We start from the raw sequence: 20,619 nt of genomic DNA on the forward strand, positions 1-20,619 counted from the left end.
TTCGCTTTTTAAACGCGAAGAATGCTATGCAAATCCATAAAGTGATCAAACCCGAGTTTGTGAAGAAGTTTTCCTGTGTCGGTCCCGACTGCCTGATTTCCTGTTGTCAGGGATGGCAAATAGATATCGATAAGAAAACTCATCATGATTACCTCAACGCACACCATCCGGAAATCTCCAGCCTGGCGAAAGAGAATTTGATGCTGGTGCGAAAAGGTAAACAAAGATATTCGAGAATTAAGCTGGACGCGCAGGGGCAGTGTCCGTTTCTCGACGAAAATAAACTCTGCCTGGTTCATCGCGAGCTGGGAGGCAACGCGCTTTCAGTTACCTGTTCTACTTATCCACGTTGTAAAAAGCACTACGCGGATACAACTCGTTATTCGATGACGCTTTCATGTCCAGAAGTAGCCCGGCTGGTATTGTTCGATGCCGACAGCATGTTAGTGCATGAACAAGATGAGCTGCTGGCGAAGGCGAAAAACAATATCATCGCCCGGCAGCAGCCGGTTAATCAGATCCAACAGATTGTGCATCTCTTTGCCTGGCACCTTCTACAGGCGCCATCGTTGAACGTTGAAGAGAACCTGATGGCGCTGGCACAGTTTATGGTTTATCTGCAGCGCATTGAGTTCGATCTGCATCGCCATTTTGCGCAGGCCGAACAGTATCATCAGGAACTATTAAGCGAGCTGGCGGCAGGTATAAGTTTGATTCATCGCTCAACGTCAACGGAGTCGGTTGGATTGAAGGTGCGCGCGCTGTCGGCATTGGGTTCACTTATCGCGAATGAAGGCGCCAGGGATAACATTATCGCTGGGGTGCATCGGAAGATGGCGGTGTATTTAAACATTACAGCCAGCACGGATAAGCAGGATCTGGTCGACAAGTTTGCAGTTCTGGATAAGCAATGGCAGCAGCTTTGCCAGGATTCTATCCTTAGCGCCCCGCATGTATTGCGTAATTTACTGACCTACAAAATTTACCACTGTCATTTTCCGGATGCTGATTTCTCAACGATCATGCGCCAGGTTTACCGTTTAATCCTCGATTATTTCTATATTAAGCATTTGTTGAGTGTGACATCGCTGGAAGTAACTCCAGATGAGGCAACGGTACTGAAAATTGTGGCGAGCCTTGCCGAGAAAACCTTGCATTCGCCAATTATCAATCAGCGGATGGATAAAGCGATCGACATGATCAATGCCGGGGACGATCTCTCCTGCCTGCTGTTGATTCGTTAAATTCGCCTGTCGGGGATTGGGTTAAGCGTTTGTCTGACATCTCGCTTCCGCTGTAATAAATATTAAGAACAACTTCGGTAAAGCAGGTTGAATCATGAACAGAAGAAATTATCTGCTTTAAACGGTATTACAAGGGATTGGTGAACGTCAGAAGAGGCATTTTGGCGGAGATCACAGGAGTCGTATTTTATAGTTAACTGCTTTGTTATAAAATAATTTTCTTTACTGATATTTCTAGATGCCCCCTGTTATGCCCCCAAATGATTTTGATTGTGAAGAAGGAAGGATTCAGTGCTACTTTGAGATTCCTGTCACTATAGTAAAGCAGCAATATCTCGTCTACTGAACCTGTAAGTTAGCCTTACAGGTTGTGAGGGGCCTGCTGCAATGATTATGTCAGAAATTAAGTTATCTTGTAGGTAGCGATTCTGGATAGTGTTTCGCAATAATATCATTAAGCCTGTCAACCAGTTCTGGTTTTCTGAACGTGATGTGCGCGGAGCCTTTCTTAAAGTATCTGATGCTGAACATCTCATCTTCATAGCTCTCTTTACCCTGAACAGACTGGATGTGATCATCCAGATGAATAGTGATGTTTTCCCGGTTGTCGGGGATCGGTTTGCCGCTGAACAGATGCAGCATTCTTTCCAGGTCGGCAAGTCGATCGGCCTGTGGGCCGTTGTTCAGATGAAATCCCCATTTGTCCCACCTCACCAGATTGTTGACGATAATTTTACTGCCAAATTTACAGGGTGAATTGTTTTTGTAATCCCAGCTCAGTCCCCTGAAGACGTTGATCACCCCTCGCTCAAACACCTCATCCTTACTCCGGTGCAGTCGTTCGAATGTACTCAGGATATTCGCCTCGCTGATTTCCGGAAAGTTATCGTATTCCAGTGACCGATACCATGTGTCCCGGGCCTGCGCATCCATCAGACTCAGCATCCCGGAACGTTGCATCAGGTCACGCCAGATTTCGCGGTCAAGGTTGCGGGTGATGGCTTTCATTGCTGTTTCAGGTTTCTCCATGAACCAGCATCCGCAGCGAAAATCCTGTTTCATCGCCCAGTCCCGGGCGCTTTTACCACCAATGCTTTTTGTCAGTACTGAGATTTCAGTCAGTTGCCGGATAAGCGTTTCGGTTTGTTGCAGTGCTGCATTCCGTACCGTCACAACGTGTCGGATACTGGTGGAGCAGATAACGTCCGTATGCCCGGTGACCACTTCCGGATGGGAGATTGTGATGTTTGACATTATCGGTTTCCCTTTTGGTTTATAAACGAAAACGCCAGCCGTATTCAGGCTGGCGTCAGGGTAATGAAGCGTGGTGAGTGATATTCACCGGTTCTGGTGCAGAAGCTGCAGATGACGCAGGGTACGGACATCCTCTCTGGCCTGTTCGATACAGGGCAACAGTGCTGCCGAATCCGTTTTATCCTCATCGTTGTCAAAGATAATTTCCGATTCGCAGTCAATATTGTCCTGCAGCCACACAATCAGAATATCCAGCGCCGTTTCTGTGGTTAATGATTCCATACTGTGTCTTTTGTCCAGGTTACCAGTTGAAAGTGGGTAACCCCGGCAGACATCCGGCACTGGTATCCAGATGAATGAGACTGACGCCATAACGCCGGATAAGTGTGACAACCAGACGGCGGAACGTTTTTGACAGCCCCAGGCGTTTAAGCCGCAGAACCGGGTATGACCACGCATCGGTACGTAACAGATAGCCGCTACCTGTGAAATGAATCCATTCTGATTCACCGAAGTCACTGGTCTGGTGTGACAGCGAGTACAGCCAGGCGTTGTCCTTTTCAGTGATATGTGCGGTACTGCAGCGTATGCCGGAAAGAGTCGTAAACGGTGGTGGTGTGCAGGTTGACTGTTGGTCGGATTCCTCCACCACGCGGAGTGAATAATCGTTTTCAGCGACTTTGTTAATCAGTTCAGCGAGCTCAATACCATCGACGTCAACGACAATTCGCCCCATGTTCAGTGCCTGCACGTTAATGCTGTCGGCTTCCAGCGTCAGGGAAAGTTTCATCGTTTCACCTCAGTATGCTTACCCAGGGTAATGTTATTTACCGTTCTGTAATTGTCGCGGGTCATCAGGCCGGTCGCCCGGCGAGCCCGGAGGATATCGATGCTGTTTATTAACTGAGAGCGGGTACAGGTGCTGAATTCCGGCTGGTCGGTTCGTACCAGCGCGTATTTTTCAACGAGAAAGTTCACCGCATCACACAGTGAAATACCTGCCTCAATATGCTGCTCAATCACACGTTCATCAGCGAACGGTGTGTCATTCAGCGTAAGGCCGTAATGCTGGTCCAGCAGTCGGGTGAGCAGTGTCTGCCAGATGGTGACGGGAGACGGGCAGCGCGATGCCTCCCGTACGTGTGTATCGGGTAATGTTTTCATACTGAAGATTTTCCTGATATGCAGATATAAAAAATGGGAAAGTGGCGTGGTGAAAACACCAGGCCGGAGCAGAAGATTATTCTGATGATTTACTTTTTCGTTTCGGGCGTCGGATAAACAGCCAGATAAACGTAACCACAACTGCCGAGGGTATCGGCTGCGCAGGTCAGCCCTCTGGCATACAGCGTGACGGTATGCTGATGGTGGGGATTCAGTTCACCGCTGGTGAGCATGAGTTCCAGTTGTTTCATCAGCAGCGGAAAGGCCTGGTCCAGATGGTACGCATCCGCGTCGCTGAACCGGCCTCTGATACCCGCACGGTCGGCAAGGTAATGCAACCGGTTACCCTCCTGCACCAGACGGGCGCCGAAACAGGGCGTCACGGTGCAGGGGAGCCCCCACCAGGGACGGTCGTGATTGTCGTCGGGAAGCATTGTCCCGGAGAGTATGTCTGACACGATAAAATCCTCACAGAAAATCGGTTAAGAATGGTCCGGTGGTGGCGATAATTCGGCTCATCAGAATGTCCGTCCTGATTCAGTTCAGGGTGACGCTCATCAGCCGGACATACGGGCCAAAACTGTCCTTACGGCGTTCAGCAAAAACGGCCAGCACACCGGGAATATCCTGCACTTCACGACCGGTATACGCCTCAGCACTGCCGTACCAGCGGTACTTACCGGTACAGAACGGAAAAAGACGGGATGCAGGATTTTGTTGATGAATACGCATGGCTTCACCACGGGTGATAATTTTCATGGTGGGATACCTCTGAAGACAGAAGATAAAAGTGAAAACAAGTGTGATGTGGTTGTGACGGTGACGGGTTAAAGCAGACCGTGTTCCGCAAAGGAGAAAACCTGGCTGCCACCGACTATCAGATGGTCCGGTACCCGGATATCAACCAGGGCCAGTGCCTGAACCAGACGTTCAGTAATAAGCCGGTCAGCCTTACTGGGGGTGACTTCACCGGACGGGTGATTGTGTGCCAGCACCACGGCAGCGGCATTGTGGTACAGGGCGCGTTTAATCACCTCCCGGGGATGGACTTCCGTGCGGTTGATGGTGCCGGTGAAGAGGGTTTCACCGGCAATCAACTGATTCTGGTTGTTCAGATACAGCACCCGGAACTCTTCCCGCTCCAGTCCCGCCATGTTCAGAATCAGCCACTCCCGTGCCGCATGCGTGGAGGTGAAGGCCACGCCGGGTTCATGAAGATGGCGGTCCAGGGTTTTCAGGGCCCGCTGAATGAGGCTGCGCTCGCCGGGCGTCATCTCTCCGGGCAGAAAGGAAAGCTGCTGCATTGTGCCTCTCTCCATTCAGTCGATGATGCGCATAATGGCGCTGCATTCCGGATGCTGCAGGGCGTAATCCCGCAGCCGGTAATAATGGACCGTCATGGCATAACATTCCGTACGACAGGCGTGATGGCTGTACGCCATCAGACAGGCGGCAATGCCGGCGGCTTCCGGACTCATTTCAGCGCGGTTACCGTTCATGGCATTGAACAGTCCCCATGTTTCGTCATCATCGTCATCCGGTTCGGGTGCCATAAATGCCCCGCCGTTGTTCAGGGTGTACAGATTCCAGATACCGCCACAGTAGTCTTCGCACAGACGGTCCATCCAGCCGAAGATACGGGGCTCCAGGGTCACCCACTGTGGAATGAGGCCAAAATGCTGCGGCCAGAAGCTGATGCGCTGTTCATCAGGGACGAGGGTGGCAACCAGCTGAGGTTGGTTATTCCCTGGTGCTGTAGCTGAAGAAAGATCAGTTGTGTTCTGAGAAACGACTTTCATGTGTGAAATCCTTACAATGTGAATAAATGAGAGGGAGTAAAGGTCGGGGGGCTGACAACATCACGTTCATCACTGACCGAGAGACCCGGTAATTTCAGGGATGAATGCAATTCGGCTGAAATTCCGGACAGCCGTACGCGTAATCGTTCCGGTCACAGGCGGATGGTCAGATGCCATTGCCTGTACTAAGTCTGCACAGCCTGAGTTCTCCGGGACGATAAAGCAGACGGGTACACCAGGCGCACAGGTCATCATCAGAAATGGAACGACACCCCGGCAGCGCCTCCGGGGCGTCGGGTGATTCAGGGACAGGCTGCATCAGCGCATGCTCTCCAGCAGCGTTTCTGCCATCACCCACAACGCGCGATTGAGCTTAATGTCAGTGTCGATGCTGTGAATGGCTCGGGTATGGATACGTTTTCCTTTTGCACTGTGCCCGGGAATGCCGCCTTTCATCAGATTTTCCTGGATGGTCTGCCAGGCACTCCACAGGTCCTTACCGTAATCCTCCCTGCGTCGTGGTGTCAGAATGTCGGCAGTGGTGACGGGCTGATGTTCGTCACCATAACGGTAAGTCAGGGCTGCCTGTGCCAGCGCCTGACGTGCCGGTGGTGGCAGAACCAGCGACTGCATGGCATCACGCTTTTCCTCAATCTGGTCAAAAACGCCCACCACTTCGTAAGCCCCTTCGATAACTTTTTCCACCACGTTTCCCCGGTGTGGTACCCGGACTTCTCCCAGAGACTGACCACAGACAAGGCCATTGGTACAGATGGCACGAAAATATCCGGGTAACATCTGGTAGCTGGATGAACCGTCATGAGAGTTGAGCAGAATAATTTCAGGGACATGCTGACCGGTTATCTCTCCGTCCCGCCGCAGACGCAGCATGTGTTTTGTGTATTCCCGGCGACTCTGGTCACGCACACGGGTCTGGCAGGCGAAGAATGGCTGAAAGCCTTCCTGCTGCAGTTTTTCCAGGACGGTGATGGTGGGAATGTACGCATACCGCTCACTGCGGGAGGTATGCCGGCCTTCACCGAAAATACTCGGTACGTAGTGCATCAGCTCTTCGTGTGTCAGCGGACGGTCACGGCGTATCTGGTTTACATGACCAAAATGACTGGCTAATCGCATAATTGCTCCTTATGAATGATTAAGCGGTATAAATGAAAAAGCCGCGTCTTCCGGAGAAGGCGCGACCTGATGGGTGAAATGAATGGCGTTTATTGTCTGAGAAGCCCTTCACTGGCGAGCCACACATTAAGCTGTTTTCCGGCGTTAGACTCAAAATTCCAGCACCGCCAGCGCAACTGACCTTCAGCATTACGGATAACCAGCCGGAAATGCGTTCCCTGGTCATCTTCAATAAACACATTGCTGTAAACCGTTGTGACGGCAACCGCCTGTTCGCGTGAGAAAGGGCCTTCGGGCAATAAACGTGATGTACAACCCGGCATATCTGTTACTCCCTGAAAGTAAAAGGCCCCGGTCATAATGACCGGGGCCTGAAGGGGAGTGACCTGATTATCAGAAAGTCACATTCAGCATGGCCTGACCGTTATAGCCTTCAGCGCTGCTGCCGCTGACACTGTGGGCATAACCGGCCTGAACGCCCAGGGTGATATTTTCCCGGACACGGGCTTCCAGTCCGGCCTGCAGGTCCAGTGACGTGCCATTCTGGGACGGTGAGAACGTCATGTTACTGCCGGCTGCGGCTGTACCCATGCTCATGTCACCCCGGGAGCTGAAGGTGCGGATAACAGAAGGCTGTACCCACCAGTTCACCGGCAGTTCACTCACACTGTGTTTTGCACTGTCGCGCAGGGTGTCACGGGATGAGGTGCCTTCACCAAAGCTCATATCGTTGTGGCTGCCCAGACGGAAGCCGGCACGCACATGTTGTGCACTGCCATGCCCGAACTTCACATAACCGGTGTTATCCTGGCCGTCATCCAGGGAGAGTCCCTGCCAGGTGTACTGCAGTTGTGGCTCCAGCATCAGATTGTCAGTGATACTGAAGGGCAGACCGGTTTCCAGTGAGCCCAGCCAGCCCCAGCCCCGGGCGCGGAAGTCGTTATTGTCCGATGACGCTTTCATGCTGTGGCGGGTTCCCTGGGCCACAATGTCAGCCCACAGGCCGGAGGGCGTGTGTACCAGATTCAGGTATCCGCCCAGGCTGCCGGCATCATCCCGGACCGTGCCGGCGCGGGAGCCGTCATCATCCTTAACATCAACGGAAGAATGGCCTGCAGCACCATACACCCCTGTCGTCAGAGACATACCGGCAACCTCTGTTCTGAGCAGGTCACCCTCCAGACGGACGAAGCCATAGCTGCCGCTGCTTTCCGGCGTGGCCCCACGGGCAATACCGCCGTTGTTATCGTGACCGAGATGACCGCCCTGAATGCTGAGACGGACGCTGTTATTTTCACCGCTTACACCGGTCTGATGGCTGCGGGAGCCTGCCAGAATCCGGTCATAGTCCATTGCCTGTATCAGCATGGAGGCATACAGGGGGACTTCAGCACGATAAGCATTTTCACTGCGCAGGTACCAGTCTTCATCGCTGTCACGGTTCAGAGTGTAGTTAAAGGCGCCGGCCTGAAGCGGGCGACTCAGGGCAAACGCACCTTCTTCTGTGGTGGCACCATTCTGTGCATCCACAACCCGGATACCCTGTCCGGAGGTTGCCACCCCGAGGTTACTGTTTCCGACATTTGTAAACGCAAGCCAGGTTTTGCCGGTTGCCTGACCACCATTAATCACCAGCTGGTCAGAGGCATTGCTGCCATCAAGGCGAACACGCATATTGATGGTGCCACCCTGACCGGTGAGGTTACTGGTGGTCAGTTTATGGAACGTTACCGGGGAGTCGCCTTTTGCAACAGCACGGCTCAGCGCGGCTTCTTGTGTCATCTGATTATCAAAGTGAATCTCCCCTGCGTTAACAATATCGCCGGTACTGACCACATCACCATTCAGTACCATGCTGGCGCCTTTACTGAGCTGTGTTCTGCCACTCAGACTTCCCCCGGCTGCCAGTGTCAGTGTTCCACGATGTCCGACAGTGGTGTTGCTGGCCTGTCCCCCGGCATTAACCGTAAAGCTGCCGCCATTTTCCAGCAGCAGGCCGCTGGCCTGACCGGATATGCCATCAATACTGAACTTACCGCTGGCATTGGTCCCCTCAACAGTGGCACCACTGTCTGCAATCAGGGCACCACCGGATGTCATGGTGACACCTGTTGCCTTACCACCGGCAGACACTGCCAGGGTACCGCCGTCATCCACCAGTGTTTTCCAGGCTGAATGGCCCTCCAGTACATCCAGACGACCGCCATTTTCCAGAACGACGTTATCTGCCATGCCATTTCCCACGGAGAAATTCCCCAGACGGTTTGTGCCGGTGACAGTTGCAGCAGTACTGGTAACCAGTGCACCGCCCGTGTTCTGGATGACTGCAGTGGCTTCCCCGCCAGCATGTACCCTCAGTTCACCGTTCTGATTTATGGTGGTGTTACCAGCAGCGCCACCTGCCTTAACAACCTGCCAGCCCCCCTCGTTAATTACCGTGTTCAGCACCAGTCCGTCCTTGTGCACATACTGGTAACCGCCATTCAGTGTGGTATTCAGAGCCCTTCCGTGTACCGACTGGTCACCACCTGCGTAAATGAGAGTGTCACGGGCTATCCCGGAAGATAAGATAATCTGCCGTCCATTTTTGTTGATGGTGGTAGATTCTGCTGTTCCCTGGACCTTCTGACCCGTGTCCGAGTTGTCAGAATCCGGGCCGCCTTCTGAGCCGGTGTTGATGATGGTTCCTGTTGCCAGTCCGCCACTTTTAACGCTCTGGTAACCATCGCGGTTAATAATTGTACCGGTGGCAACCCCGCCTTCATGAACCCACTGCTCGCCTCTGTTAATCAGTGTGGTGTTCACCGCCAGTCCGTTCAGGCTCTGCCCCCCGCCGTCACGAATAACCGTATCACTGGCTGTTCCCCCCTCCAGCACTACCTGACGACCATTTGTGGTGACAGTGGTGTTTCTGGCTGTGCCGCCACTCTGTATCCATTGCCCACCGGTGTTTTCTTCACTGTCCGGCCCCAGTTCCAGCCCGGTACTGATGGTCATTCCGTTGGCTGAACCGAAGACAATCTGGTTGTCGTGATTTGCCAGTGTTCCGCCGTTCACGGTTTCTCCTGCCTGTACAACCGTGTCAGCAGCCAGTGCCGGAACTGACGTGACAGCCGCAAGAGATAGTGCAACCGCCACACCGGCGCGTTTTCCCCGTGAGCGGGCCAGTTCGGAAGCCACCACCAGGGTGCCTGTAATGTGATTCCATACCAGCCTGTAGCTGGTGTTCAGATGTCGTTTCATCAGCTTTTCCTTACAGAGGGTGAATAAAAAAGCCGGTACCCACAAAAGTGGATACCGGCAGGTACAAAATAGCATGGTCAGATAAAGTGGTTTTTCCCGGATATAAATGCTCCCCCTCTCTCATCCGCCAGAGAAGTATCAGTCCGTTGTGTGCAATTCCGTTCTGCATGATGAAGAGATTCAGCTGCCTTTACGCAGGCCATTAACCACTATAAACGATCGATAGTAACGATCGATACCTGTTTAATCGATCGTTTTATTCTATTGATAGCAGGACTGTCACGCAAGAGAAACAGGAGGGTGTGAGGTGTTTGTGTCATGTTTTCAGTTGGTTAACGCAATGTAATCATGCATTTCCCCTGGCAGACTGTTCAGAAGAAAATCCAGTTCCATACCGCGCGGGCAACAGAGACCACCGTGTCACGGACGGCACGCAGAACCGTGCGTGCAACAGAGGCAACACAGACGCTCTCCGCCGTGTCAAATATCCGGTCCACCGCACCGGTAAACTGTTCACGGGCCTGAGACCGGACAGACTCCGTGCGCAGCTCGTCCTGCAGGCGGGTCATCAGGGGGCTGGCGGCATGGTCGGGAAGCGCTGTCATGAGCGCACTGACCAGTGTATCCAGTTCCCAGCCAGTGCGGGCCGATACGGCAACAACCGGATGTACGGGCCGGAACAACCGGAATACCGCATCTGTTTTCTCACGAATGTTCTGTTCTTGTGCGGGAGAAGGCTGAATACCTGCCATATCCCATTCATGGCAGGGCTCCGTTTTGTCGGCCTGCGTCACCACAAACAGCACCTGCTGATGTCCCCGGTGCAGTATGTGTCGCCAGAAATACTCATCCATAGACAGGGCACGGTCATCGGCTTTAATCAGCCACAGTACCAGGTCCAGTTCAGGCAGAATGTCACGGTACAGGGCTTCATACTCTGCATCCCTGTCCCGGCTCTCGCCCACCCCGGGCAGGTCAGTGATAACCATGCAGTGACCATGGCCACTCAGACGGAAGCGCCGCACTTCCCGGGTGCCGGCGTGAACATCACTGACCGGGGTGACCTCCCCCTGAAACAGTGCATTACAGAGTGAGGATTTACCGGCCCCGCTTTTACCCATAATGCCAATCACGGGTTCGTGACTGGTGAGTTTGCGCAGATGTTCCAGGATGTGACGGGAAAGTGAATAAGGCAGGGAGGAGAGCGGTTTTTCAATTGCCTCAATGGCATCAGACGGATTCATACATGTATTCCAGGTGAAAAAAGACAAAACCCCGCGCACCGGAAAGGTGGCGGGGATCCCCGGAGATAATATCTGTCTGAAATTATTTTGAATGTGCTTCAGAATTTGTCGTCAGCCGGGTTTTCTGTTTCTGTGTGGTTGTGTTGCCTGCAAAAATGTTCCTGATAGTACTCATTAATCAGTTTCTCCAGCATATCTCCAATACGCAATCTGTTGTGTTCCGCCATTAAATCGAGCCGGGTTTTAGTTTCGTTTTTCAGATAAGTGTTGATTGCTTTTTTATCTGTACGGGATTTACGTAATTTTTGCTGATTCCAGGCTTTATTCAGATTAAGCAAAAACAAACGTCTGCTGTCAGGTGCATCCCAGACATCGAGAGCTGCCTGTAAAGCCAGAGCGCGTTCTGAATGGCTGACAGGAGAGAACCATTGAGTCAGTAGAGGACCTGTATTCCCGAAAGAACCGAATGTTCCGGACTGGTGTTTTTTCAGAGATTCCCAGGCCCACAATACAGCGTCCACATCGTTATCCGGCAACCATTTTAATGGTAACGGTCTGGCGAAGACTGTTTTCCATTTTTGTTTCAGATTCTCCATCAGTGTTTTTTTTCTGTGCATCACTGGAGGTGCAGGGAAAATAAGCTCATCCATAAATGCGATGATAAGGTTTATTCTGTCCTGATGATTTGTTGGTGACAGACTTAAATTTAAACGCTGATACCAGGTGGTGGAAAGACCGTCACGCAGGTTTTCATTGCTGTAGTCACACATGTATTTTAGCTCAATGTCATCCATGTTGTGGATTGTTGCCCATAACCAGAATGTGGCTCTCTCATTCTTTTTCAACCAGTTGAATGATTCATCGGGAAGAATATTTTCTTCCCGCTTACTCTCCAAGGCGAACATTAAGCTTTTTATGGCAAATTCATTGGGCGCATATTTGTGAATTGCGTTGTTTAATTCATATCTGCAAATTTCGATATCCTGACAGGGGATATCAGGAAAGTTATTAAATTCGGTTTTTAAAACTTTTGCATAAAATTTACACACCCGCAAATCCCGGGTTTTTACAGGTCCTGTGGGGTCGTATGGATATTCTTTAGCCATTATCTGATGTCTCAAACAAACTACGTAGTGATACTTTTAGTAGTGATACAATGGTTTTGTTGTGTTCGTCAAGTCACTTAAAAATCACTCTGGTAGTCATCCTGTAGTGATATTGTGTTAATCCAGGGGCTTTTATAAGGTTTTTCACAGGTTGTATCATGGTGCTCATTGGCGTGTTTTGCTGATGTTTTCGCTGTTGAAAGCTCTTTTAAGCAGGTTTTCCTGTTGTTTGTCAGGGGCAGAGGCGATATGAGGTGGTCAGCACCAACCATCTCTTCGGTAATATTCCGGAAGAGAGTTTTTTACTTTATCCGGTTGCATGGTGATGATGAGAAGTTGTGACAGTGTCGCTTCCTTATTGCCTGCAAAACAGGGGAGGTATCCGTATCGGAGGCTATTAACAGGAATGCGCAGTGTTACCGGGGGATGTATGTATTTTTAATGTACTTTGTCAGATTGATGTATTTTTGGGGCGTGATGAGTGTATTACAACGGAAGCGGTCCACAACGCAATAAAATGTACTGTTGCTTTCAGGAGGGTACAATACACTGACTGAAAACAGTGATGATATCGCCATAATTGTCTGTCCTGATTTATTAAGGTTTGGAGCGAATATTACTGTGCAGAAATCATGTTTTTATACACTTTAGTATACGGTCCGCATTTGAATGTTATCTGACGAACGTATTGGCGGAATTGCAGGAAATCCGGGAGAAACTGCTCAGGATAAATGTTCTGGTTACTCTGAATAAAAGACAAATTTTATGTTGTTATTTTTCAACGGAGCAAATTCTGTAAGGAGAAAGGAAGCGATGCTGTAAAGGAAAGATTATTTCTGTGCAGGCGTGAAAAAACGACTTACAGTTTTTTTCTGGTTAAGTAACTTTTGATGATGTCCCGGTATACATTCAGGGCACGACAGATAGTGCATTGGCTTTTTTATTATCCTTTGCTGGACTGGTATTCAGCACGTAAATCTGGATGAGAGGGGACATATCAGATGTAAGCGGGCGCATGTGATTATGCTGAGTGACAATTCAGAAATCTGAACGCAGAGAATTAATGAGGGGATTTGGCATTTTTTCAGTATGGACAGATGAGCGTCAACAGGCTCTCGTTAACATCTGCGTATTTTCATTGGTGGTATATGTAAATCATGTTGTCAGCGGATGTAGATACGCCAAAAAAGTTATAATGCTTCAGTGTGATACACATATTATTATTCAATGTGAGTTGGCCCCCTGAATCTCCAGACAACCAGTATCACTTAAATAAATGATAGTCTTACTACTGGTTTTTAGACCAGTCATTGGAGAACAGATGATTGATGTCTTAGGACCGGAGAAACGTTAACGGGCAGAGTTCCGCTGTGCTTTGCTGTCGGGGCAGCCGGGAGTATCCTCTGCTGCCCCGGAATTGTACCTTCCGGTATCACTAAAGGGCCATCAGTAGTGAGCAGTATCAACCGTTGTGCGGTATGCCAGAAGTACATACTGATCCATCAGATACGTCAGGGGTTCATTTTCAGTCTGTCGTTCGATGACCCATTCCGCCAGTTCTTTTTCTGATTTGCGCTTCAGATTCTCTGTCCAGTCTTTCAGGCTGTTGCCGATCATTAAGTCATACCAGCACAACCAGACCAGCTTGAGGCGTAGTTCGGTACCACTGAACTGACGAAAGAGGCTGATCAGTCTGTTTGCCAGAGAGTGCTGTCCCAGGCGCTCACATTCAGATAACAGAACACCTTCCAGCATCGGATGATGCACAAGCAAATGCTCAGTGGTACATAAACTCACCACCAAATCATCGTCCAGGGGCGGTATGGCTTTTTTATCATTACCGTTAATGATCCGGTGCAGGCTCTGGGGAACAATGGCGATCTCAGGTTTTTCACCATTGAATGATATCCATCCGGCCATCAGATTATGGAAGTAATAGATGTTCGGATGGCACATCCCCCAGGATACGGCGTGTCGGGTGAAGCCGGTCAGCCATTTCTGGTAGCTTTCGTGCAGCGATTCGTAACGGGTCTGATACTGTGGTTTCATTTTCATACTCCTTACGGGGTATAACAGGCAGCAGAATGCCCCGGCAGGCCGGAAATTGCGTCTGCTGCAGGTGAACGGATAACGGTTAAGAATTACGGACGGGATTGTGCAATACGCGCCTGCAACCAGGCTTCCACTTCGCTTTTCAGCCAGCGGGAACTGCGGCCCAGTTTGATGGGAGCAGGAAAGGCACCATCTTTGATGAGCTTATAAAACCACTTATCGGTTAAGCCGGTCAGTTGAGTGATAAATGCCATGTCGACCATCTGGTCATCCATCAGCGAAACTGGGGTATTCATGAAAATGTTCCTCCGGATGTTGTTAATCTCAACCGGCGTTGGTGATGAAAACAACGCACCACCTTCACTGGCATAACAACCGGGGAGAAACGTAAAAAATGAGTAGGGGAATGTTCCTGCCGGGAGATAAACAGGGAGCATGATGCTGAGATACCCGGTGGCTACCGCGAAACGATGCTTCTCGCGCGTACGCACGACAGAGGAGGTATGATTTTCGGGAGGATGAGGGGAAGAGCCGTCGTTCTGATAATTGCAGAGTTATTTACGGGGCGGTTACGGTGGGGCAGCCCGTGCTTGGTGGGCAGGCGACAGGTACCACCGATGGGATAAGGCTGTCTGATTGGTATTATAAATATATAAGAGAGATCAAATACATGAGTTCATATATGTGAAATAAACACTGTGAGTGTAATCAGTGGGCATGAGAGCGCAGTAGCAACAGATTGCGTTGTACCCACAGGGCTATCCCTGATAGCTGGCGTATAACCTGCGTATATAAAACGTACCTGCAACCCACGTGAACAGAGTGCATTAAGCATCCGCCTGAGCAGTAAGTGTATCCGACCTGGTGAGTGACAGTCTGAGAGAGCGGTTAAGTGCTGGCATGGGAGTAATGAGTTTGGGGAGGGTACCAGAATGCCAGTCTGGTGCGGTATGCTTATAGTATCACGTTAATTGCAGCATAAAGTGATGAGAGGCTAATGGAAGTTAAAACCAAAGAAGACTGGCTGTATCAGTTCCGTCGTTGTTCATCCCGGGAGACGCTGGAAAAAGTGATTTCCCACACTCGTTATAAACTTACCCCTGCGGAGCTGGAAGCCTTCAACTCTGCGGTCGATCATCGGCTGGCAGAACTAACCATGAACAAACTTTACGATCGCGTTCCGGCTTCTGTCTGGAAATATGTCACCTGAACGTTCGGCAATCACAGCGGTATTGCGCCAGGTGTTATTTGCTCTGTGACTCTTTTTGGCTCTTCTCAGGTTGTTAAAAGCTGAATATGTTCCTGTTGTCGGGAGCCAGGATAATACCGGGAACGTTAAGCGGTATAGCGACAACAAAGAATTCGAAATCAAAAGGGAATGGTGTCCGGAGGTGTGGGTGGTCATAGGCTGATTTTCGGGCATTACCGACCTCTGTTGAGGTTTTCTCGTATTTACCGGGGATCCGGTGCGTTACTGTCTGGCACAGCAAACGCAGAGGCGGCGGGGCGTTCTGCCCCGTTGATTCCGGATAATCCCTCCCCTGTAACCTACTGCAACAGTACAAATACACTGACGCCTGAAACGACAGCCAGAATCAGCACAAGCCACAATCCCTGCACACCGTTTTGCGTATCACCATAACGCCCTCCTCACAGTTTTATCCGTAACCGGCTTTTTGCATTAAAAAAACAACGCTGAAAATTCAACCGTCAGCCCGGAGACGACAGTTGGGGTATCACAGAGTGCCTGAGACATTGTCCGGTTGGAGATCACTTCAGGGACTCTGCACATTTTTTACAGCGTGGTTATTCCGTATGAACGAAACCATACGGAGATTTAACCATGACATACGAGTACAACCCCTTCTGGCAACAACGTATCCGTGAGACGGTGCTGCGCGCACTGGATGTTCATCCCCGCCTGACGGCATTGCGGGTTGACCTGCGTCTCCCGGATGTACCGGCAGCAACGGACGCAGCTGTGATATCCCGCTTCATCAATGCCCTGAAAGCCCGAATCGACGCTTACCAGAAGCGTAAGCGCCGTGAAGGTAAACGCGTACATCCCACGACCCTGCATTACGCCTGGGCCCGGGAATTCGGGGAGCTTAAAGGCAAAAAACACTATCACCTCCTGCTGCTGGTCAACCGGGATACCTGGTGTCGTGCCGGCGATTACCGCGCTCCGGGATCACTGGCCGGGATGATTAAACAGGCCTGGTGCAGTGCCCTGGGGGTGGATACCGGATGCTATGCCACGCTGGTGCATTTTCCGGCCTGGCCGGCGGTGTGGCTGGAACGCGATGATGATGCTGGTTTACGGGATATGCTGAAGCGTGCTGACTATCTCGCGAAAGAGTACACCAAAGTCAACGGCACCGGTGAGCGCAATTTTGGCTGTAGCCGGAGTTGAGCACGACTAGTGCGCCAATACCCGGCAAACCAAAAGCATGGGCTGTTGTCTGGCGGCAACGATGTATCCACTCGCCCACTGACTGTTTTTTACGCCAGAGCGCCATTGTGTGACAACCACAGTGCTGTAACAGCAACCAGCCTGCCTTACCCAAACCCCAGTCCAGATTTTAACTGAACCGCCATTCACACCCTGACCACGCTGTCCGTACCGGGACGGCTGTTGCCTGCGTGTCGTCTGGCGGCTGAGGAATATGACTATGTACGCAAAATCCTTTCTCGCACTTGATGGCAACGGACGTCTGACTGGTGCCCGTACCGCACAGATTGCGCCATACGATCGTTATACCTGCCATCTTTGTGGCTGTGCTCTCAGATACCATCCGCAATACGACACTGAACGTCCCTGGTTTGAACACACTGACGAAGGGCTGACAGAGCACGGTCATGAGTGCCCTTATGTCAGACCGGAGCGCAGAGAAATACAGTTGATTAAACGTCTGCAGCAATGGGTACCGGATGCTTTACCTGTAGTGCGTAAAGCCAGCTGGCACTGCAGACAATGTCGCCACGATTATTATGGGGAACGCTATTGTACACACTGTCATACAGGGCGTTTCAGTGAGGAGGCAGCAGCAGGATGAACGGTATAAAAACGGGGCTGGGGATCACGCCGGGTGAGCACATTATCAGTGCAGACTCTGCGCTCAGCAGAAATATCTGGCATTGTTTCTGCCTTTCCTGTCATGGCCGGTTGATTTTGCAGACAGATGCTCAGGAGACGTGGTTTGAGCACGATTTACATGCCCTGACCGCGCAACAGAAGGCAGCCTGCGTGGTGCTGAATCCGGAAAAATCCCATCCTTACATTGAAGATATGGCGATATTTTTATCACCATTATCGGTCGTGCTGGAGTGGCATTGTGTGATGTGCGAGAGGCTTTTTCATGGGAAGAAGTTCTGTGAGGCCTGTGGTTCGGGGATTTATTGCAGAGCGACATGTACGAAGTATGTTTACAGGTACCAGCCAGATTTGCACCGGGACCTAGAGTGAGGGAGATGCAACATAATTACTTGGTCATGCCAGTTATGCCCCTGCCGGATCCGTGCGTGGTCCGGCGCTTTGTTCCGCGGATGGTGGTTCACTGGCTGTGTCTGCTGATGATTCTCTTTATGCACCATTCTGACAGAAGAAAAGAGATACATCGACGAACATAATCACCTGATGGCAAATGTTTGTGCCATTCAACGAAGTTACACAGAATGGTCATTGTCACTGGTTATGGCAGAAATTGCCCGGTAATGACCAGGCAAACCATCTGTATTTCAACGGATTTTTACGAACTGATGAAGTTATGTCAGTTGAAACTTTATACGAGATTGCCTTCAGTACACGGTAAGTGTTAACGGAGCACCGTATTGACGGTTATTTATTGGTGAGTGCTATGTTCCATGGCTGGAGTTAGTCAATATGGTTGGAAGGCCATTCCGGCAGCACGCTCAGGATGTAGCAGATACGCTTCCGGATCGATGCTGTTCAGTCGGCAAGCCCCGATTAGTTCGTATAACAGTGTACCGCGCTCATACCCGATGGCGTACAGTTGACTGATACGTTTCAGGGGCTCTTCCGCTGTCGCACTTTTGGTACTGACGTATACGATACATCATGGATTTTGCGTCGGGCATGAGTCTGGCATCCCTATTCTGTCAGTGTGCCGCCTTCACGTTCGGCACTGAACAGCCGATCGTAACAGCTGAACGCATCTATCTGAGGGGGACCCCGGAATGGGCTAAGGTGTTGCTCCGTATGTTTTCCCTGATGGTCCGGTGAGTAGGCGAATTAGACTACTCAGTTCCAGCTGTTCCGTTTTTAATCGAGAGAGATGCGTTCATTACATTTTGACGGTGTTCCCCCGTCGATCACGGAAGATGAACAGGGGACCGGAGAAGGGATCCTGATCCGGAATATTTGTATCTGTTCTCCCTGTCCATTGAAGGACTTACGCAGCTCTGTCACTTTGGCAACCAGCAACATCTTTGTTCCGGATGGCACAGAGAGTATTGGGGCCTCACTTCCCGTTGTTATTCTTCAGCACAGCTGCTTTCTGGTTATCAACCAGCACCGTTTCACACTGCCACCGATGTAGCTGAAGGCGTGAACCAGTGGCTCGCTGGTGTGCTCTGCATCTTGCTTTGGAGCGGTGAATACATGGAAGCGGTAGGAGAAAACACCTGTGTATTTCCATTACCGTCTTATATCACTGGCGCAGACATTTTTAGCACGACCAGATGAAGACGGGGCTCCAGTGTGAAGATGCAAAGCCTCAGTAATTCAGATTCTGTGTTTCGTACAATAGCACCAATTAAAAATGCTCAGGCCATAAAAAGCCACAAACGCCAGTCTGAAGAGCTTTTGCGTTAATTACTTCAGAGTACTTGCGTTTCAAAACAGCACAGCAATATACATGATAAGATGTATTTGTTTTATTTATTAAATAATCATGATTAATTCACCATGAACTTCCGCGATAAAAAATTTTGGTTAATGCAGAAATAACGATCTTTATAACTATATATTTAGACAAGAACGGTGTTTTATCCTTAATTTGTGATTATTTGCAATTTTTTATTCTAACCTGATTGTTTTTAGCGGTTAAAAAGATCGCTGTTTTGGTATTTTTCAAAATAAAATGCTGTGTATAATGCGAATCAGAATAATGAGAGGGGGCTGTTAATTGAATGTCAGATGCGTTTAAGGAGTTGGTGATATGGTTGTAGCCAAAAAAGAACATAACTTATTCCTGCGTGTTAATCGTGATAAATTAATAGCACGCACTAAACAAGGATGGCTTGTTTCTGGTCTTATACCTGAAGCACAGTTTTGGTTGTTGATTAATGCCTCTTCAATACGTAGCGATAAAGTAGTTAATGCATTATTTGACTTTCTGGTGAACGGTCTTTCCCGAAAAGAGAGTTGTGCCAGATACAATGTAAATAGCGGGCATTTCAGTATTGGACTGGGGCGACTTCAGCAACTCAGTCATACCGCGGCAAAGCTGTCAGTGTTTTATCAATGCTGAAGAAATAAATCAGATATATTTAAATAACTCTTCATGGAACGAAGGTTACTAAATATCAGGTGAATGTGCAGAATCATTGAATATAAGAACTGGGCACTAATTTTTTTGCGGTTGGTTGGCGTTATTTTCTTCAAGCTGAAAATGTATTTCTTCTGAAGGAAATAACTCCAGCTGCGCTGGTTATTAATATTTAATAAAATTTCAGTTTAAAAGGGTTCTTTTTATGAAAAAATCTATTATTGCATCTGTTGTAGCACTGGGCATGGTTTCTGGTCTGGCGCAGGCCGCTGTTAACGAAGTTCAGTTCCAGGGTAATGTCACGACCGTAAGCTGCGACCTTGTACCTTCTGTTGATGGCTCTATGGATCCAAACGGTGTGGGTAAGATTCAACTGGGTGATGTTGCAGCAGGTGGTACAGGTAAAATTGTGAGCTTTGCCTTTAAACCGGCTAAAGGCACACAAAACGAGCAAGCCTGTGACCAGGTTGCTGGTGTTGCGGGTAAGACTCTTGATCTGACCTGGTCAGGTGCCAAGTTTGGTGCCAAGGGTCTTGGTGCGCTCGATGGTTCTGCCGCGTCTGACTCTAACGTTGAAATCAAACCGGTTAACAGCACCAACACTGCTGCCACTTTTGTTAAAGCCAGCGGTGAGAAAAACACCTTTAATACTTCTGTGCTGAAGAGCGGTACCGGTGAAGGCCTGAAATACGAAGCTGTTCTGAAAGCGGGTACGACTCCGGGTGAGTTTGCAGCTGCGGCCACCTTTAACGTGACTTACAACTAATCAGTGTCTGTCTCTGTTTAAGTGACACTGTAATAAAAGGGAGGATTTCCTCCCTTTTTATAACGCGTTAATCAAAAAAAACAATTCGCGTGTTTCTGTT

The 20,619-nt window shown here is 49.9% G+C and carries 22 protein-coding genes and 4 pseudogenes; 8 read left to right on the forward strand and 18 right to left on the reverse strand.

The features are described from left to right. Positions 1-26 precede the first annotated feature (26 nt). Positions 27-1,244, forward strand: coding sequence for a flagellin lysine-N-methylase (gene fliB, locus FEM44_RS10360; RefSeq protein ID WP_135523325.1), 1,218 nt, complete (start codon positions 27-29; stop codon positions 1,242-1,244). Between the two features lie 408 nt (positions 1,245-1,652). Here the strand turns inward: fliB and FEM44_RS10365 are convergent, their stop codons facing one another. The 15 genes from FEM44_RS10365 to FEM44_RS10445 all read right to left on the reverse strand — a co-directional run bounded on the left by FEM44_RS10365 (position 1,653) and on the right by FEM44_RS10445 (position 14,539). Beyond that, positions 1,653-2,498 carry a DUF4942 domain-containing protein gene (locus FEM44_RS10365; RefSeq protein ID WP_135523372.1) on the reverse strand — a complete coding sequence of 282 codons (846 nt, stop codon included), beginning with the start codon at positions 2,496-2,498 and terminating at the stop codon, positions 1,653-1,655. Between the two features lie 84 nt (positions 2,499-2,582). Continuing rightward, complete coding sequence (locus FEM44_RS10370) at positions 2,583-2,780, reverse strand: DUF957 domain-containing protein (protein ID WP_135523324.1); 198 nt, start codon at positions 2,778-2,780, stop codon at positions 2,583-2,585. Positions 2,781-2,799: 19 nt separating this feature from the next. Continuing rightward, positions 2,800-3,288 (reverse strand): DUF5983 family protein, encoded by a 489-nt coding sequence (locus tag FEM44_RS10375; protein WP_135523323.1) that lies wholly within the window; start codon positions 3,286-3,288, stop codon positions 2,800-2,802. Further along, on the reverse strand, positions 3,285-3,662 hold the full coding sequence (locus FEM44_RS10380; protein ID WP_001604178.1) for a TA system toxin CbtA family protein: 378 nt from the start codon (positions 3,660-3,662) through the stop codon (positions 3,285-3,287). The genes FEM44_RS10375 and FEM44_RS10380 overlap by 4 nt, the downstream gene beginning before the upstream one ends. A gap of 89 nt (positions 3,663-3,751) precedes the next feature. After that, entirely contained in the window at positions 3,752-4,120 is a 369-nt protein-coding gene (locus FEM44_RS10385; protein ID WP_135523322.1) for a type IV toxin-antitoxin system YeeU family antitoxin, read from the reverse strand. A gap of 79 nt (positions 4,121-4,199) precedes the next feature. Continuing rightward, positions 4,200-4,421, reverse strand: a complete 222-nt coding sequence (locus tag FEM44_RS10390) for a DUF987 domain-containing protein (RefSeq protein ID WP_135523321.1) — start codon at positions 4,419-4,421, stop codon at positions 4,200-4,202. 68 nt (positions 4,422-4,489) lie between these two features. Then, positions 4,490-4,966 (reverse strand): JAB domain-containing protein, encoded by a 477-nt coding sequence (locus FEM44_RS10395; protein ID WP_001384029.1) that lies wholly within the window; start codon positions 4,964-4,966, stop codon positions 4,490-4,492. A gap of 15 nt (positions 4,967-4,981) precedes the next feature. Continuing rightward, positions 4,982-5,461, reverse strand: coding sequence for an antirestriction protein (locus FEM44_RS10400; RefSeq protein WP_135524061.1), 480 nt, complete (start codon positions 5,459-5,461; stop codon positions 4,982-4,984). A 318-nt stretch (positions 5,462-5,779) separates the two neighbouring features. Next, positions 5,780-6,598, reverse strand: coding sequence for a DUF932 domain-containing protein (locus FEM44_RS10410; RefSeq protein WP_135524062.1), 819 nt, complete (start codon positions 6,596-6,598; stop codon positions 5,780-5,782). Positions 6,599-6,687: 89 nt separating this feature from the next. Next, on the reverse strand, positions 6,688-6,921 hold the full coding sequence (locus FEM44_RS10420) for a DUF905 family protein (RefSeq protein WP_024193317.1): 234 nt from the start codon (positions 6,919-6,921) through the stop codon (positions 6,688-6,690). 70 nt (positions 6,922-6,991) lie between these two features. Further along, positions 6,992-9,841, reverse strand: a complete 2,850-nt coding sequence (gene cah, locus FEM44_RS10425; RefSeq protein WP_135524063.1) for a calcium-binding autotransporter Cah — start codon at positions 9,839-9,841, stop codon at positions 6,992-6,994. Positions 9,842-10,212: 371 nt separating this feature from the next. Beyond that, complete coding sequence (locus tag FEM44_RS10430; protein WP_135524064.1) at positions 10,213-11,085, reverse strand: GTPase family protein; 873 nt, start codon at positions 11,083-11,085, stop codon at positions 10,213-10,215. Between the two features lie 98 nt (positions 11,086-11,183). After that, positions 11,184-12,191 (reverse strand): hypothetical protein, encoded by a 1,008-nt coding sequence (locus tag FEM44_RS10435; RefSeq protein ID WP_135524065.1) that lies wholly within the window; start codon positions 12,189-12,191, stop codon positions 11,184-11,186. Positions 12,192-13,637: 1,446 nt separating this feature from the next. After that, on the reverse strand, positions 13,638-14,246 hold the full coding sequence (locus tag FEM44_RS10440) for a hypothetical protein (RefSeq protein WP_064717899.1): 609 nt from the start codon (positions 14,244-14,246) through the stop codon (positions 13,638-13,640). An 86-nt stretch (positions 14,247-14,332) separates the two neighbouring features. Continuing rightward, the gene (locus tag FEM44_RS10445; protein WP_001095912.1) at positions 14,333-14,539 is read right to left on the reverse strand and encodes a helix-turn-helix transcriptional regulator; all 207 of its coding nucleotides are present in this window, start codon (positions 14,537-14,539) and stop codon (positions 14,333-14,335) included. A gap of 701 nt (positions 14,540-15,240) precedes the next feature. On the opposite strand from FEM44_RS10445, the gene hha reads away from it, so the two are divergent. From hha to FEM44_RS25985, 5 genes and pseudogenes are all read left to right on the forward strand, one after another. Beyond that, complete coding sequence (gene hha / locus FEM44_RS10450) at positions 15,241-15,453, forward strand: hemolysin expression modulator Hha (RefSeq protein WP_000453333.1); 213 nt, start codon at positions 15,241-15,243, stop codon at positions 15,451-15,453. Between the two features lie 633 nt (positions 15,454-16,086). Then, positions 16,087-16,656, forward strand: a complete 570-nt coding sequence (locus FEM44_RS10460; RefSeq protein ID WP_001603511.1) for an inovirus Gp2 family protein — start codon at positions 16,087-16,089, stop codon at positions 16,654-16,656. A 259-nt stretch (positions 16,657-16,915) separates the two neighbouring features. Further along, positions 16,916-17,299, forward strand: a complete 384-nt coding sequence (locus FEM44_RS10465; RefSeq protein WP_171022601.1) for a putative zinc ribbon protein — start codon at positions 16,916-16,918, stop codon at positions 17,297-17,299. Next, on the forward strand, positions 17,296-17,709 hold the full coding sequence (locus FEM44_RS10470; RefSeq protein ID WP_135524067.1) for a putative zinc ribbon protein: 414 nt from the start codon (positions 17,296-17,298) through the stop codon (positions 17,707-17,709). Before FEM44_RS10465 ends, FEM44_RS10470 begins: the two co-directional genes overlap by 4 nt. 5 nt (positions 17,710-17,714) lie before the next feature. Continuing rightward, positions 17,715-17,958, forward strand: a pseudogene (locus FEM44_RS25985) (hypothetical protein). A gap of 159 nt (positions 17,959-18,117) precedes the next feature. On the opposite strand, the pseudogene FEM44_RS10475 reads toward FEM44_RS25985, so the two are convergent. The 3 pseudogenes from FEM44_RS10475 to FEM44_RS10480 form a co-directional block, all read right to left on the reverse strand. Beyond that, positions 18,118-18,495, reverse strand: a pseudogene (locus tag FEM44_RS10475) (IS66 family transposase); the annotation flags it as partial. A 55-nt stretch (positions 18,496-18,550) separates the two neighbouring features. Continuing rightward, positions 18,551-18,717, reverse strand: a pseudogene (gene tnpB / locus FEM44_RS25480) (IS66 family insertion sequence element accessory protein TnpB); the annotation flags it as partial. A 10-nt stretch (positions 18,718-18,727) separates the two neighbouring features. Next, positions 18,728-18,882 (reverse strand): annotated as a pseudogene (locus FEM44_RS10480) (IS21 family transposase); the annotation flags it as partial. A 541-nt stretch (positions 18,883-19,423) separates the two neighbouring features. Between FEM44_RS10480 and FEM44_RS10485 the strand changes: the two are divergent. Beyond that, positions 19,424-19,735, forward strand: a complete 312-nt coding sequence (locus tag FEM44_RS10485) for a PapB/FocB family fimbrial expression transcriptional regulator (RefSeq protein WP_135524068.1) — start codon at positions 19,424-19,426, stop codon at positions 19,733-19,735. 223 nt (positions 19,736-19,958) lie between these two features. Then, positions 19,959-20,519, forward strand: a complete 561-nt coding sequence (locus FEM44_RS10490) for a fimbrial protein (protein ID WP_135524069.1) — start codon at positions 19,959-19,961, stop codon at positions 20,517-20,519. Positions 20,520-20,619: the final 100 nt, after the last annotated feature.

Origin of the sequence: Escherichia sp. E4742, assembly GCF_005843885.1 — a bacterium.
Classification (GTDB): Bacteria; Pseudomonadota; Gammaproteobacteria; order Enterobacterales; family Enterobacteriaceae; genus Escherichia.